General features: G+C 47.0%; 13 protein-coding genes and 1 tRNA gene. 8 read left to right on the top strand and 6 right to left on the bottom strand.

Going from position 1 to position 14,445, the window contains the following annotated elements; translation table 11 throughout:
• Window positions 1-21: 21 nt before the first annotated feature.
• On the bottom strand, window positions 22-891 hold the full coding sequence (gene tsf / locus A596_RS00665) for a translation elongation factor Ts (protein ID WP_039911915.1): 870 nt from the start codon (window positions 889-891) through the stop codon (window positions 22-24).
• Window positions 892-1,017: 126 nt separating this feature from the next.
• On the bottom strand, window positions 1,018-1,755 hold the full coding sequence (rpsB, locus tag A596_RS00660) for a 30S ribosomal protein S2 (protein WP_039911913.1): 738 nt from the start codon (window positions 1,753-1,755) through the stop codon (window positions 1,018-1,020).
• A gap of 372 nt (window positions 1,756-2,127) precedes the next feature.
• On the opposite strand from rpsB, the gene uxuA reads away from it, so the two are divergent.
• The 8 genes from uxuA to A596_RS00620 all read left to right on the top strand — a co-directional run bounded on the left by uxuA (window position 2,128) and on the right by A596_RS00620 (window position 11,333).
• On the top strand, window positions 2,128-3,318 hold the full coding sequence (gene uxuA / locus A596_RS00655) for a mannonate dehydratase (RefSeq protein ID WP_039911912.1): 1,191 nt from the start codon (window positions 2,128-2,130) through the stop codon (window positions 3,316-3,318).
• 261 nt (window positions 3,319-3,579) lie between these two features.
• Window positions 3,580-4,353 carry a type I methionyl aminopeptidase gene (gene map / locus A596_RS00650; protein WP_039911910.1) on the top strand — a complete coding sequence of 258 codons (774 nt, stop codon included), beginning with the start codon at window positions 3,580-3,582 and terminating at the stop codon, window positions 4,351-4,353.
• 92 nt (window positions 4,354-4,445) lie between these two features.
• Window positions 4,446-7,133 (top strand): [protein-PII] uridylyltransferase, encoded by a 2,688-nt coding sequence (locus A596_RS00645; protein WP_039912118.1) that lies wholly within the window; start codon window positions 4,446-4,448, stop codon window positions 7,131-7,133.
• A gap of 35 nt (window positions 7,134-7,168) precedes the next feature.
• Entirely contained in the window at window positions 7,169-8,368 is a 1,200-nt protein-coding gene (gene dapC / locus A596_RS00640; protein ID WP_039911908.1) for a succinyldiaminopimelate transaminase, read from the top strand.
• A 2-nt stretch (window positions 8,369-8,370) separates the two neighbouring features.
• A complete protein-coding gene (gene nth / locus A596_RS00635) occupies window positions 8,371-9,042 on the top strand; it encodes an endonuclease III (protein WP_039911907.1) in 672 nt (223 codons plus the stop codon).
• A 57-nt stretch (window positions 9,043-9,099) separates the two neighbouring features.
• A complete protein-coding gene (locus tag A596_RS00630) occupies window positions 9,100-9,444 on the top strand; it encodes an ArsC family reductase (protein ID WP_039911906.1) in 345 nt (114 codons plus the stop codon).
• 26 nt (window positions 9,445-9,470) lie between these two features.
• On the top strand, window positions 9,471-10,502 hold the full coding sequence (dapD, locus tag A596_RS00625; RefSeq protein WP_039911904.1) for a 2,3,4,5-tetrahydropyridine-2,6-dicarboxylate N-succinyltransferase: 1,032 nt from the start codon (window positions 9,471-9,473) through the stop codon (window positions 10,500-10,502).
• 129 nt (window positions 10,503-10,631) lie between these two features.
• Window positions 10,632-11,333 (top strand): YebC/PmpR family DNA-binding transcriptional regulator, encoded by a 702-nt coding sequence (locus tag A596_RS00620; RefSeq protein ID WP_039911903.1) that lies wholly within the window; start codon window positions 10,632-10,634, stop codon window positions 11,331-11,333.
• 184 nt (window positions 11,334-11,517) lie between these two features.
• On the opposite strand, the gene A596_RS00615 is transcribed toward A596_RS00620, so the two are convergent.
• The 4 genes from A596_RS00615 to glmM form a co-directional block, all read right to left on the bottom strand.
• A tRNA-Leu gene (locus A596_RS00615) sits at window positions 11,518-11,602 on the bottom strand.
• A gap of 11 nt (window positions 11,603-11,613) precedes the next feature.
• Entirely contained in the window at window positions 11,614-12,042 is a 429-nt protein-coding gene (secG, locus tag A596_RS00610; RefSeq protein ID WP_039911902.1) for a preprotein translocase subunit SecG, read from the bottom strand.
• A gap of 48 nt (window positions 12,043-12,090) precedes the next feature.
• Complete coding sequence (gene tpiA / locus A596_RS00605) at window positions 12,091-12,906, bottom strand: triose-phosphate isomerase (RefSeq protein WP_084127862.1); 816 nt, start codon at window positions 12,904-12,906, stop codon at window positions 12,091-12,093.
• Window positions 12,907-13,074: 168 nt separating this feature from the next.
• The gene (glmM, locus tag A596_RS00600; protein WP_039911901.1) at window positions 13,075-14,409 is read right to left on the bottom strand and encodes a phosphoglucosamine mutase; all 1,335 of its coding nucleotides are present in this window, start codon (window positions 14,407-14,409) and stop codon (window positions 13,075-13,077) included.
• Between the last annotated feature and the right edge of the window lie 36 nt (window positions 14,410-14,445).

Below are 14,445 nucleotides of genomic sequence, written 5' to 3'. Positions count from 1 at the left end.
TATCTTTTTGCAAAAAGCGAATTAGGCTTTAGCAGCAGCTACTTGCGCAGCAACTTCAGCAGCAAAATCCACAACCGCAACTTCGATGCCTTCACCGACTTCCAGACGCACAAAGCTCTTCACAGTTGCGCCGCCAGCTTTGGCGAATTGAGCAACGGTTTGCTCCGGATTTTTAACAAATGGCTGATCAACCAGGCTAGCTTCTTTCAGGAACTTGCTGATGCGGCCGCCAATCATCTTCTCAACGATTTCAGCTGGTTTGCCAGCCATATCTGGTTGGGCACGAATGATTTCTTTTTCTTTCTCTACCACGTCAGCTGGCATCTGGTCAGAACTAACTACTTGCGGGTTAACTGCCGCTACGTGCATAGCAACATCTTTAGCCACTTCTTCGCTACCACCTTCCAATTGCACCAACACAGCAATGCGATTATTCAAGTGCAAATAACCGCCAACAACACCACCTTCAACAAGGCTGATACGGCGCACACTGATTTTTTCACCAATTTTTTGTACCAGTGCTTCACGTGCAGCTTCCAACTCACCGGCCATTACCGCAGCAACGTCGGTTTGCTTGGTAGTGAATGCTTTTTCCAATACGCTGTTTACGAATGCCAGGAAACCGGCATCGCGCGCAACGAAGTCAGTTTCAGAGTTAACTTCGATAGCAACGCCGTAGCTGTTATCAGCAGCAACTTTAACAGCCACAACGCCGTCAGCAGCAGTACGGCCTTCTTTCTTGGCCGCTTTCAAGCCAGAAACTTTACGCAGGTTTTCAATCGCCAGCTCGATGTCGCCATTGGCTTCGCCCAAGGCTTTTTTACATTCCATCATGCCAAGACCAGTGCGATCACGCAGTTCTTTTACCAGTGCAGGAGTAACAGCGCTCATGGTTAATTCCTCAATAAAAGTGTTCGAATTCACGTTAAAAAAGGGGGCCCTAGCCCCCTCTTCCGACAACCCTGCGCATGAAGCTAGCAGGGTCATATTGTCGTTTAATTACTGCGGCCGCTGAAATTATTCAGCAGCACCTTCGGCAGCAACGTACTCATCTTTGTTTGGCACAGAAGAAGCAGACTTGGAACCTTCCAGGCACGCATCAGCGATTGCAGATACATACAACTTGATCGCACGGATGGCGTCGTCGTTGCCAGGAATTACGTAGTCAACACCTTCAGGGTTGCTGTTGGTATCAACGATACCGATAACAGGGATACCCAGCTTGTTAGCTTCCTGGATCGCAATGCGCTCGTGGTCAACGTCGATTACGAACAGTGCATCAGGCAGGCCAGCAATGTTTTTGATACCGCCGATAGAACGCTCCAGCTTCTCCATATCACGGGTACGCATCAGAGCTTCTTTTTTGGTCAGCTTGGCGAACGTACCGTCCTGGCTTTGGGTAGTCAGGTCAGACAGGCGACGGATAGAAGCGCGAATGGTTTTGTAGTTGGTGAGCATGCCGCCCAACCAGCGGTGGCTAACATATGGTTGGCCAGCGCGTTCAGCTTGCTCTTTGATGGTCTTTTGCGCCGCGCGCTTGGTACCAACAAACAGGATTTTTTTCTTTTGTGAAGACAACTGGGTAATCAGGGCCAGTGCTTCATTGAACGCTGGAACAGTGTGCTCCAGGTTGATGATATGAATCTTGTTACGCGCACCGAAGATGTATTTGCCCATCTTTGGGTTCCAGTAACGGGTTTGGTGACCGAAGTGGACACCGGCAGACAACATGTCGCGCATGCTTACTTGTGGCATTTTAGTATTCCTACTGGGTTAGGCCTCCATACACCCCGCTCACCAACCAGCATGTTTGCAGTTTCTCTACTGAGGTAGAGCCAAACATTAGGCACCCAGGTTTTGCGTGTCGATGTATGTGTGACGTTTGTTAAATAAATAATGGATTTTCTCGCTTTCCCAGTGTTCCGGACGGAGCCTTGGAAAAAGAGGCGCGCTTTATACCACAAAAAAACCGCCAGTTAAACCTAAATCCCTTATACCTAACCGCATTGCGGGCAAGCCAGGCCGGTATTCCAGTGATTGTAAGGAACTGCATATCCCTCTAGGCTGCGTTCGATTCAACTTGTACACTAGTTGAATCAACCAACAAAAAACTCCAGAGACCTCATCATGAAAGAAACCTGGCGCTGGTTTGGCCCTAAAGATACCGTCAGCCTGCAAAACATCGCCCAAGCCGGTGCTACCGGTATAGTCACTTCGCTTCATCACATTCCAACAGGTGCCGCATGGCCGATGGCGGATATCCTGGAGCGCAAAAAACTGATTGAAGATCAAGGACTTGAATGGGCAGTGATCGAAAGCATTCCGCTTCACAACGATATCAAAACCCGCACCGGCAACTTCCAGCAATATATCGACAACTACAAGGAATCATTGCGCAATGTAGGCGCAGCTGGCATCCAGGATGTTTGCTACAACTTTATGCCAGTAGTCGACTGGACCCGCACCAACCTGAATTACACCCTCGCTAACAACGCGCGTGCCCTGCGTTTTGAAATGAGCGATTTTGCCGCTTACGATGTTTACATCCTGCAACGCCCGAATGCCGAGCAATCCTATCGCCCAGATGTACTTGCCAAAGCCAAGGCGCGCCTGGATGCAATGAGTGACGAAGAGAAAACCCTGCTGGAAAAAAATATCATTGCCGGCTTGCCCGGTGGTGAAGGCTCTTATGATCGTGAGGGAATCCGTACCGCTATCGACCTGTTCATCAAAATGGGCGATGAAGGTATGCGCGCTAATCTGTTTGCTTTTCTGCGCGAAGTAATTCCTGTTGCCGAAGAAGCCGGGGTGCGCATGGCAATCCACCCGGACGACCCGCCTTTTTCACTTTTTGGCTTGCCGCGCGTTGTCTCAACTGCTGACGACGCTCGCGCACTGCTCAATGCCGTACCAAGCCCATCCAATGGTTTAACACTTTGCGCCGGCTCTTATGGAGCCCGTTGTGATAATGATCTGGTTGCCATGGCACGTGAGTTTGGTGATCGCATTTATTTCGTACACCTGCGCAATATCAAACGAGAGGAGGATGGCTCCTTCTTTGAATCGGATCACCTGGATGGTGATAACGATATGGTTGGCTTGATTGAAGCACTGCTGGATGAAGAAGATCGCCGCAAAAAAGCAGGTAGCAGCTTGCCCGCCATTGCCATGCGCCCCGATCACGGCCACTTAATGGGCGATGAAATTGGCAAAGCAGGCATCAACCCCGGTTATTCTTATGCCGGCCGCATGAAAGGTTTGGCAGAATTGCGCGGGGTGATCCACGCACTTTCATCATTGCGCGCCCGCGCCGTGTAACCCCAACATACAAAATCACTCGAACAAAAAGGGTGCACATGCACCCTTTTATTGTTTAGCGCAATATACGATCCAGCATCGATAAGAACATTAAAGTACAACCAAAACCCCGCTATACCCGCCGCACGCCATATTTGAGCGCTAATTAAGCAAAAAGCACATATAGCTAATGACAATCGCGTCTGATTTGGGCCAAAAAAGGGCTTGAATCGTTTAGAATGCCTGCAACTTTTTATTCAACCGTTGAGATGCCCTGAATTCATGTCAGTTACTATCAAAACCCCGGAAGAAATCGAAAAAATGCGCATTGCTGGCCGCATGGCTGCCGAAGTACTGGAAATGATCGGCCAGTACGTCCAACCCGGCGTAACCACCGCTGAACTGGACAAAATTTGCCATGACCATATTGTGAATGTGCAAAAAGCAATTCCCGCTTGCCTGGGCTATCGCGGCTTCCCCAAGTCCATTTGCACATCAGTCAACCAGGTGGTTTGCCACGGAATTCCCTCAGAAAAAAAAGTCCTTAAAACCGGCGACATCATCAATATCGATGTGACGGTGATTTATGAGGGGTACCACGGCGATACCAGTGCAATGTATTTCGTAGGGCCACCCACGCCGCACGCCGAAAGGCTGGTGAAGGTTACCCAGGAATGCATGTATAAAGCGATTAAACTGGTCAAACCGGGCTGCCGCCTGGGCGATATCGGCCACGTGATCCAGGAGCACGCCGAAGGAAATTATTATTCAGTTGTGCGCGAATACTGTGGTCACGGCATCGGCAAAGTGTTCCATGAAGACCCGCAAATTCTTCACTATGGTCGCCCGGGTACCGGAATGGAATTGAAAGAAGGCATGTGCTTTACCATCGAGCCTATGATCAACGCTGGCAAACCACACACCAAATTAAAAAGCGATGGCTGGACCGTAGAAACCAAAGATGGCCGACTCTCCGCACAATGGGAGCACACCATGATCGTCACCAAAGACGGTGTGGAAGTTTTTACCGCTCGCGCCGGTGAAGTTTTTAATTAATGGCTATTAACGATTGGATTGCGCGCGTGCTTGGCATGCGCGCCGATCAACCAGGCCCCGCACCACAACCGACCCAAGAACCCGGTAAACCCATGTCGATGTCTTCTGTGCCTTATTTTGAACGGCCACTATTCTTTTTTGACCAAAGCCGCTTTCGCCGGGCACTTGCTGAGAAGCCGATCATTACCGTCTTTAAAGATGCGATCAATGCTGCCAGTACCCAGGCCAATCGCCGTTTTATTGAAGGTGAAGATATTCGTGCACTGGTTTATGAACGCGCTTTGTTTATCGACTGTGTATTGCATTATGCATGGCATCAATTTGAATGGCCGGACAGTATCAGCCTGGAGGCAGTTGGTGGTTACGGGCGCGGTGAGCTGCACCCCGGTTCGGATATTGATTTATTAATTCTGCATCGCCCGGAAGTATTTGAACGCAGCAAAAATAATATCGAAAAATTCCTCACCCTTTTGTGGGATATCGGCCTGGAAATTGGCAGCAGTGTGCGCACAGTAAAACAAACTATTGAAATTGCGCGCACAGATATCACAGTTGCAACCAACATTATGGAATCGCGCACACTGGTCGGCGATCCATCGCTCCGCCAGGAATTGTTGAAAGCATCGGCTCCAGAAAAAATCTGGTCGGCAGAAGAATTTTTCCGTGCAAAGTATCAGGAACAACAAGAACGCCATAAGAAATATAACGATACCGAATACAACCTCGAACCCAATATCAAAAATGCACCGGGCGGTTTGCGGGACATTCAAACGATCAACTGGGTAATCAAGCGCTACTTTGGTGTGCGCACTTTGAAGCAATTGGAAGGTAAAGGTTTTTTTACCGACGAAGAATTTTCACTTCTCAATAGTGGCGAAGAATATTTATGGCGCGTGCGCTACGCTTTGCACATGGTCGCCAAACGCGCCGAAGAAAGGTTGCTATTCGACTACCAACGAGAAATCGCAAAATTGTTTGGCTATACCGATAACCATGAAGGTTTGGCAGTCGAGCAATTTATGCATAAGTACTACCGTACCGTACTGGCATTGCGCGAATTGAATGATGTAGTCCTGCAATTCTTGTCTGAAGCAATTTTACAAAAAGGCAAAACCAAAAGCGTGGTATCGATTAATGAGCGCTTCCAGCTGCGCGATAATTTTATCGAAGCCACACACACTTACGTATTTGAAGAAAACCCGTCTGCATTATTGGAAATGTTTGTGCTGATGGCACAAAATCCACAGATTGAAGGTGTACGCGCGTCCACCATCCGCTGGATTCGCGAGAGTCGTCATTTAATTGATGATAACTTTCGCACCAATCCCAAAAATACCCAACTGTTTATCAAACTCTTACAACAACCGGCTGGATTGGTTGAACAGTTAAAACGCATGTCGCGTTATGGAATTCTCGGTTTGTACTTGCCAGAGTTTGGGCAGGTTACCGGCCAAATGCAGCACGATTTATTTCACATTTACACAGTAGATGCACACACACTAAAAGTCGTGCAAAACATGTGTAACTTCCTGCTGCCATCAGCCAAAGAAGAATTTCCGGTTGCGGCTAATATCATGACGCGCCTGCCCAAACTCGAATTGCTGTATATCGCTGGTTTATATCACGACATCGGCAAAGGCCGGGGGGGCGACCACTCAACACTGGGCGCAGTAGATGCTGAAGAGTTTTGTACTCGCCATGGCATTTCACCGCGCGAGACGCGCTTGATTTGTTGGCTCGTTGAAAAACATTTATTGATGTCGCAAGTTTCCCAGAAGCAGGATATTTCCGACCCCGAAGTGATTCATAAATTTGCGTTGACAGTCGGCGATCAGTTGCACCTGGATTATTTATATTGCCTCACGGTTGCAGATATTAACGGCACCAATAAAGAATTATGGAACACCTGGCGGGCCAGCCTCTTACGCCAGCTTTACCTGGACACCCGCCGTGCGTTGCGTCGAGGATTGGAAAACACTGTCGACAAGCACGATTTAATTGAAGAAACCCAACAGGCGGCAATTCGTAAGCTCGCACGTAAAGGTCTCAGCAGGGAACAAGTTCTGGCACTGTGGGGGGATATGGGCGATGATTATTTCCTGCGCGAAAACTTTGTGGATATTGCATGGCATACACAAGCTATAGCCGCACGAACCGATGACAAACCGCTGGTGCTGATCAAAAAAACAACCAGCAAGGAATTGGCGGGCGCAACACAAATTTTCGTGTACAGCAAAAACCAGAGAAACGTCTTTGTTGCTGCAGCTACTGCACTCAGCCAATTAAATCTTAGCATTCAGGATGCGAAAATTTATAGTTCCAAATCCGGCTACACAATTGATACCTTCTTTGTACTTAATGAAGACGGAAAACCGCTCGGGAACAATGCAACATTGCTCAAACAAATCCAGCACGCGTTGGTAGATGAATTGAGCCTGGTCGATAATTATCGTGATGTTATTGGCCGCCGCACACCACGTCGCCTTAAATATTTTGCATCCCCTACTCGCACGTCGTTAAGCACCGACACTATTCGCAACTGCAGTGTGCTGGAAGTTATCAGCCCGGACCGCCCAGGCCTACTGGCCTGCATCGGTAGAATTTTCATGGATTTTGATATCCAATTATTAAATGCAAAAATCGCCACATTAGGCGAGCGCGTCGAAGATATATTTTTTATCGTCGACAGCGACGAAAAACCGTTGAGCGATGCATCTGTCTGTGAAAGATTACAGCAAGAAATTCGCGAACAACTGGATAAGCGCGTCGACAAACTTTAATCGAGCAAAACTTTCACCAAATTAGATAAGCCACCATGAATCCGGATTTAAACCTTTTACATCCTTATCCCTTTGAAAAGCTCGCAGCACTCAAGGCGGCTGTTTCAGCGCCTGCGCATTTAAAAGATATTATGTTATCGATTGGTGAGCCAAAACATGAGCCGCCGGCTTTCGTATTGGAAACATTAACCAAAAATTTGTTTAAACTTTCCAACTACCCAACCACAAAAGGTTTGTCGGAATTACGCGAAGCTATTGCCAACTGGGCAAGCAAGCGTTTCAAATTAAATTCAGGCAGTTTTAACGCCGATAAACATATATTACCGGTTAACGGGACTCGCGAGGCGTTGTTCGCATTCGCGCAGGCAATTGTTGACCGCAATAAAACCGATGCAGTAATTGTTTCACCCAACCCCTTTTATCAAATCTATGAGGGTGCCGCATTGCTTTCCGGTGCCCAGCCATATTTTTTAAATTGCACACCGGATAATAATTTTATTCCCGATTTTGCCGCCGTACCTGCTGCTATCTGGCAACGCTGCCAATTGTTATTTATTTGCTCGCCAGGCAACCCGACCGGTGCAGTAATGAGCACATCGCAACTCAAAGAACTTATTGCGCTGGCGGATCAACATGACTTTGTCATCGCATCTGACGAATGCTATTCAGAGTTATATTTTGATGAAGCCAATCCACCAGCCGGTTTACTGCAAGCCTGTGCCGAATTGGGTCGCGATGATTTTTCGCGTTGCGTGGTTTTTCATAGTTTATCCAAGCGCTCCAATTTACCGGGATTGCGTTCAGGTTTTGTTGGCGGCGATGCAAAAATCCTGGAAAAATTTTTGCTTTATCGTACGTATCATGGCTGCGCCATGCCCGTGCCAACGCAGTTAGCCAGTGTAGCCGCGTGGCAAGATGAGAATCATGTAATTCAAAATCGCACCGCTTATCGTGAAAAGTTTGATGCGGTTCTGGATGTATTAGCCGGTGTATTGCCAGTCACCAAACCTGATGCCAGCTTTTACCTGTGGGCAAAAACACCCATCAAAGGTGAAGCGTTCGCACAACAACTATTTGCGCAACAAAAAGTCACCGTCCTACCCGGCAGCTTTTTAGCGCGCGAGAATGGCGGGCTTAATCCTGGTGAAGATTATGTGCGCATGGCACTTGTCGCTCCGCTGGCAGAATGTGTAGAAGCGGCGCAACGCATCAAGCAATTTGTTCAGTCCCTGTAATCATGAATACAGAAAAAAATCTCACCAAGGCGGCAAGGGTAGCATTCATCCTCCAAACGTTGCAGGAGCTCTACCCACAGCCTCCCATTCCCTTGCAACATAAAGATACTTACACGTTGCTTATTGCGGTATTGTTATCAGCACAATGCACAGATGAACGCGTCAATACTGTAACACCGGCATTATTTGCGGTGGCGGATAATCCCTATGACATGGCAAAAGTACCCGTTGAAAAAATCCAGGAAATTATTCGTCCTTGCGGTTTATCACCACAAAAATCAAAAGCGATTTCAGTGCTCTCAAAAATACTGGTTCAGGAACACGATGGAAAAGTTCCTGAAGATTGGGAGGCGCTGGAACGATTACCCGGTGTTGGCCATAAAACTGCCAGCGTTGTAATGAGCCAGGGCTTTGGACACCCGGCATTTCCGGTAGATACCCATATTCACCGCCTTGCCCAGCGCTGGGGCTTAACGACCGGCAAAAACGTAGTGCAAACCGAGAAAGATTTAAAACGATTATTTCCGGAATCAAGCTGGAATGCATTGCACCTGCAAATTATTTATTACGGGCGCGAACACTGTTCGGCGCGCAGCTGCGATGGGACTGTGTGTGGCATTTGCAAAACCTGCTATCCGAATCGCAAGAAACCGAAGTTAACGCTAAAGGCATAACTCCCTTCAATTTAATTTGGCTTCAGGGTACTGGCGTAATAATTTAAAGAGAAAACAATGAACACACTCTACGGTATTAAGAATTGTGACACTGTAAAAAAGGCACGGGATTGGCTGGAAAAAAATAATGTAGCTTATCGATTTCACGACTTTCGTGTTGATGGATTAACTGAAGCCCAGGTTAGCAGCTGGATTAACGAATTGGGGCTGGAAACAATTGTTAACAAACGCAGCACCACATGGAAAGAACTGGATGAAACCAGCAGAAACAGTTTCGATGAAAAGAGCGCAACAAAAATCATCACAACCAATCCGACACTAATCAAACGCCCCCTGCTGGATACCGGCAAATATAAGCATGTCGGATTTAAAGATGCAGAATATAGTAAAATTTTTAGCTAATTTTTTGAAATAAAACAGGAACTATCATGACTCAACTCTATGCACTCGGTTTAGGTATAGGCACTCAAAACTCCAAAGGTGAATGGCTGGAAGTATTTTATGCATTGCCCGTACTCAACCCGTCGCAAGGTAGCGCTCGCGCCATTGCCAATATTGTGGGTTATACCGAAGGTAACCAGGCAATTGCGATTAGCAACAATCAAGCAAGTGAAATCGTGCAAGCGTTAACTATCGCCGGTGATACGGCGCAAGCAGAAATCGCCAAAGCATTGACCAATAGTAAACGCCCGCTGGTCGCCACATTACTTGCTACTGACACCAACCCTGCATCAGTACCAGAAGGCTATTTGAAATTGCATTTGTTATCACATCGACTGGTGAAACCACACGGTACTGTTTTAACGGGAATTTTCGGGATATTGCCAAACGTTGCGTGGACCAATGAGGGAGCAATAGATGTTAATGACTTACCTGCTCGCCAATTGCAAGCACGGTTAGATGGCAAGGAGCTGGAAGTGTCCTGTGTGGATAAATTCCCCAAAATGACTAACTACGTAGTACCGAAAGGTGTGCGCGTAGCACATACCGCACGCGTTCGCCTGGGTGCATACCTGGGTGAAGGTACCACTATCATGCACGAAGGCTTTGTAAACTTTAATGCAGGCACTGAAGGCCCTGCAATGATTGAAGGTCGCATTTCCGCTGGCGTATTTGTTGGCGCAGGATCAGATTTGGGCGGCGGAAGCTCGACTATGGGCACTCTTTCCGGTGGCGGCAACATAGTGATTTCTGTGGGCAAGGAATCCCTGATTGGCGCTAATGCCGGCATAGGTATTCCGCTGGGTGATCGTTGCAAAGTAGAATCAGGGCTTTATATAACGGCGGGAACCAAAGCTGTTGTCCTGGATGATGAGGGTAACGAAGTTAAAACCGTGAAAGCACGGGAGTTGGCAAACGTTTCAGATTTAGTATTCCGCCGCAACTCCATTACCGGGCGCGTTGAAGTGGTTACCAATAAAAGTGCCCTGCAATTAAATACGGCATTGCATAAAAATTAATTTATAGCGGCGCAATTACTGCGTCCTGATTTCTAGCGTATCGAAACCAGATAAATCCGGGCGCAACAAATCGCGCCCCTACCAATAACCACCACACACAATTTTTTGTGTAGTACAGAGGCGATAATTATGGGCGCACAGTGGAAAGCAAAGCATAAAGAAGAAGCATCCAATGCTAAAGGTAAATTATTTACCAAACTCACCAAGGAAATTATGGTTGCTGCACGCAATGGTGCCGATCCGGATATGAATCCGCGTTTGCGCCTGGCAGTGGAAGCCGCCAAAAAAGCCTCGATGACTCGCGAGACATTAGAGCGTGCCATTAAAAAAGGGTCAGGCCAGCTTGATGGCAATATCAACTATGAAAAAGTTACCTATGAAGGCTACGCTCCTCATCAAGTCCCAGTGATCGTTGAATGCCTTACCGACAATGTGAACCGTACTATCTCCAACATTCGCGGCTTATTCCGTAAAGGCCAGCTTGGCACATCCGGTTCAGTCTCCTGGGATTTTGATCACCTGGGAATTATTGAGGCCACCCCGGCTAATAAAGAAGCCGATACTGAAATGGCGGCAATCGAAGCGGGCGCCCAGGATTTTGAGGCAGAAGATGATGGAAGTGCGACGTTCTATACTGATTTGACCGATCTGGACCTGGTCTCAAAAGCATTACCCGCCCAAGGCTTCACAGTAGTATCCGCAAAACTTGGTTATCGTCCAAAAAACCCTGTAAACCTGAGTGGTGAAGCGCTGGCAGAAGTAGAAGCATTTCTCGCTGCTATCGACAATGATGATGATGTACATGAAGTATATGTTGGGTTAGCCGGCTAACCTTAAATATAACTTTTATTAATTGCTCGTATTTTGAGGCAATCAATATGCGAGCAATTAATTTTCCCCTCTGCTCCAGTCAATAATTATTAGCGATTCCTGCAATATTTTATTTTTACAAAAACAAAAAACCCGCAATAAATGCGGGTTTTTTGTACGTATCAGATTTTCTCAGTCTACGATTTGGTGCCCTGGGCCGGACTCGAACCGGCACAGCATTCGCCACTACGACCTCAACATAGCGTGTCTACCAATTCCACCACCGGGGCAAAAACTTAATTTATTCCTTCTTCTCTTCAGGTTGTGCTGCATCAGCAGGAGCTGCCTGACTTTCAACGGCTGGAACATCAGATGGCGCCGCTGGAGCAGTTGTAGCTGCTGGAATATCTGAAGCCGGTGCAGCTGATGTTGCTGGAACATCAGAAACAGGAGCTTGTTGTACTGCTGGAACAACCAAACCTTGTGTCGCTACTTTTGAATGATTTTTAGCAATTACTGCCAAACCAAAGCTGGTAGCAAAAAACAAAAATGCAATAACCCATGTTGCACGAGTGAAGAAGTTACCACTACCTTCACTACCAAATACAGTTTGTGAAGCACCAGCACCAAATGAAGCACCAGCGGCAGCACCTTTACCTTGCTGCAATAACACCAGGCCGATAATAACCAACGCAGCCAGTGAATGAATAATCAGTACAAATTTTTCCATTGCAAAACTCTCTTGTGAGCGTTTTTATGCTTATCGACCAACTGCGAATTATTCAGCGGCCTTACATATTGCTAAAAACTCGTTAGCATCCAGAGATGCTCCACCGAGCAAAGCACCGTCTATATCTGCCAATGCAAACAATTGTTGTGCATTATGTGCTTTGACACTGCCACCATACAAAATTCTTACTTTTTCTGACAATGCACCGAGCTGGGCTCGCATAAATTTATGCACTTCTTCCGCTTGCTCTGGCGTTGCAGTTTTTCCGGTACCTACAGCCCAAACAGGCTCATAAGCCAATACCGCTTTATCGAACACATCTTTTCCGGTATGCGCAAACACCGCATTAAGTTGTCTGCTTATGGTTTCAAGATATATTCCCTGTTCACGATCTTGTAAGGATTCACCTACACACAAAATCGGAGTCAAACCTGCCTTTTGAGCAGCCGCAAATTTTTCTGCGACTTGCTGGTCTGACTCATGCTGCATCCGGCGGCGCTCATTGTGACCAATTATTACAAATTTGCAATCCAAATCTGCAAGCATTGATGCGGAAACTTCGCCGGTAAAAGCACCTTTATCCTGATCATGTACGGTTTGCGCTCCCAATATAATTGGAGAGTTATGCAAAATTTCCCGAACCTGATTTAGATATGGAAATGGAGGGCAGATTACAACATCTGCACCATGCTCTCCTTGCCACCCATTGGTTATCGCAACAAGTAAATCCGCGTTTTCACGCAAATTTCCATTCATTTTCCAATTGCCAACCACCAGCTGGCGACGCTTGGCGTTACTTGCTTTACTCAACAGCAATACCTCCCCCAAAGCGGGCGCTAATGGTAGCCAAGATGGTTTGAACATACAACCAAATCTTGGCATAACCCCTGATTTTTCTACGTTTTTATCTCGCTTTGACTGAAAAGCCCCGGCAATTAATCAATCCCTGAATATAAATTCTGCGCTTTGACCGATTTTCAGACACAGAACCTATCTAATAACTTAACGCCGTCCTTGCATAAGCTTTCCGCTTTACACAGAAGCCTCTACTACCGCTGCAAGCTCCTGGGCCAGCTCTTTCACTTGTTTTTTATCCTCTCCTTCCACCATAACCCTGACTACCGGCTCTGTACCGGAGGGACGCAAGAGTACACGACCAGTACCGGCCAGCTTTTCTTCCGTTAATTTTACCGCCGCATTAATCGATTCATTACTACTTAAATCAATTCGTTTGGAAACATGCACGTTAATCATCACCTGGGGCAATTTGTTCATCGCTTTTTTGATTCGATGCAATGAGTCCCCCATGGTTGTGATTGCCAACAACACCTGCAAGGCAGAAATAATTCCATCACCGGTAGTAGTAACATTGCTGCATACAATATGGCCGGAGTTTTCACCGCCCAGACGCCAACCATTTGTGCGCATCAATTCAATTACGTAACGGTCACCCACCTTTGCACGGGCAAAAGGGATATTTAATTTTTTTAGCCCTAACTCAAAACCAAAATTGCTCATCAATGTGCCTACAACCCCCTCACAACCACCAGCATATTCATGTTGATAAGCTGCAATGATGTAGAGCAATTCATCACCATCAACCAGCTCACCTTTGTGGTCGACAAAAACCACCCGGTCACCATCACCATCAAAAGCAATACCCAGGTCCGCACCAAGTTCGACAACTTTTTCCTGTAACGCCTCCGGCTTGGTTGAGCCGCAACTGCGATTAATATTGGTGCCGTTAGGTTCAACAAAAAGAGAAGTGACATGGGCACCGAGTTCGGTAAACACATCCGGGGCTATGTTGTAAGTGGCTCCATTAGCGCAATCCAGCACTATGTGCATCCCCTTAAGGTTGAATCCCCACGGCATAGTGCCTTTACAAAACTCAATGTAACGACCTGATGCATCAGCAATACGACGTGCTTTACCGAGCTTTTCCGCTGTCGACATTTGTTGTTCAAGTTGTTGCTCGATTAAATTTTCCAATTCATCAGGCAACTTGCTGCCATTACCGCCAAAAAATTTAATGCCGTTGTCAACGTAACTATTGTGGGAAGCACTAATCACAATGCCCGCCTGCGCCTTGAATGTACGCGTTAAATAAGCAACGCCCGGTGTCGGCATTGGCCCAAGCAAGCCCACATCCACACCAGCATTAATCAAACCAGCCTGCAAAGCAGACTCAAACATATAGCCTGAAATGCGCGTATCTTTTCCAATAAGAATCATATTTTGTCCATCAAAACGATCCTTAAGTACGCAGCCGGCAGCCCAGCCGAGCTTGAGCATAAAATCCGGAGTAATTGGAAATTCGCCAACCAGACCACGAATACCATCAGTACCAAAATATTTGCGAGACATATACCCTTACTCCGCTAAAAAATAATATCGCTGTCA

Source organism: Cellvibrio mixtus subsp. mixtus J3-8 (genome assembly GCF_000766945.1).
Classification (GTDB): Bacteria; Pseudomonadota; Gammaproteobacteria; order Pseudomonadales; family Cellvibrionaceae; genus Cellvibrio; species Cellvibrio mixtus_A.
The sequence above is the reverse complement of the archived record's forward strand: the minus strand, read 5'-3'. Positions and strand labels throughout refer to the sequence as shown.

Coding starts and splice junctions, on each gene's coding strand:
- nth (WP_039911907.1), top strand. CDS start 8,371: ATGAATACAGAAAAAAATCTCACCAAGGCGGCAAGGGTAGCATTCATC.
- uxuA (WP_039911912.1), top strand. CDS start 2,128: ATGAAAGAAACCTGGCGCTGGTTTGGCCCTAAAGATACCGTCAGCCTG.
- tpiA (WP_084127862.1), bottom strand. CDS start 12,906: ATGTTCAAACCATCTTGGCTACCATTAGCGCCCGCTTTGGGGGAGGTA.
- dapD (WP_039911904.1), top strand. CDS start 9,471: ATGACTCAACTCTATGCACTCGGTTTAGGTATAGGCACTCAAAACTCC.
- map (WP_039911910.1), top strand. CDS start 3,580: ATGTCAGTTACTATCAAAACCCCGGAAGAAATCGAAAAAATGCGCATT.
- A596_RS00620 (WP_039911903.1), top strand. CDS start 10,632: ATGGGCGCACAGTGGAAAGCAAAGCATAAAGAAGAAGCATCCAATGCT.
- secG (WP_039911902.1), bottom strand. CDS start 12,042: ATGGAAAAATTTGTACTGATTATTCATTCACTGGCTGCGTTGGTTATT.
- glmM (WP_039911901.1), bottom strand. CDS start 14,409: ATGTCTCGCAAATATTTTGGTACTGATGGTATTCGTGGTCTGGTTGGC.
- A596_RS00645 (WP_039912118.1), top strand. CDS start 4,446: ATGTCGATGTCTTCTGTGCCTTATTTTGAACGGCCACTATTCTTTTTT.
- dapC (WP_039911908.1), top strand. CDS start 7,169: ATGAATCCGGATTTAAACCTTTTACATCCTTATCCCTTTGAAAAGCTC.
- A596_RS00630 (WP_039911906.1), top strand. CDS start 9,100: ATGAACACACTCTACGGTATTAAGAATTGTGACACTGTAAAAAAGGCA.
- rpsB (WP_039911913.1), bottom strand. CDS start 1,755: ATGCCACAAGTAAGCATGCGCGACATGTTGTCTGCCGGTGTCCACTTC.
- tsf (WP_039911915.1), bottom strand. CDS start 891: ATGAGCGCTGTTACTCCTGCACTGGTAAAAGAACTGCGTGATCGCACT.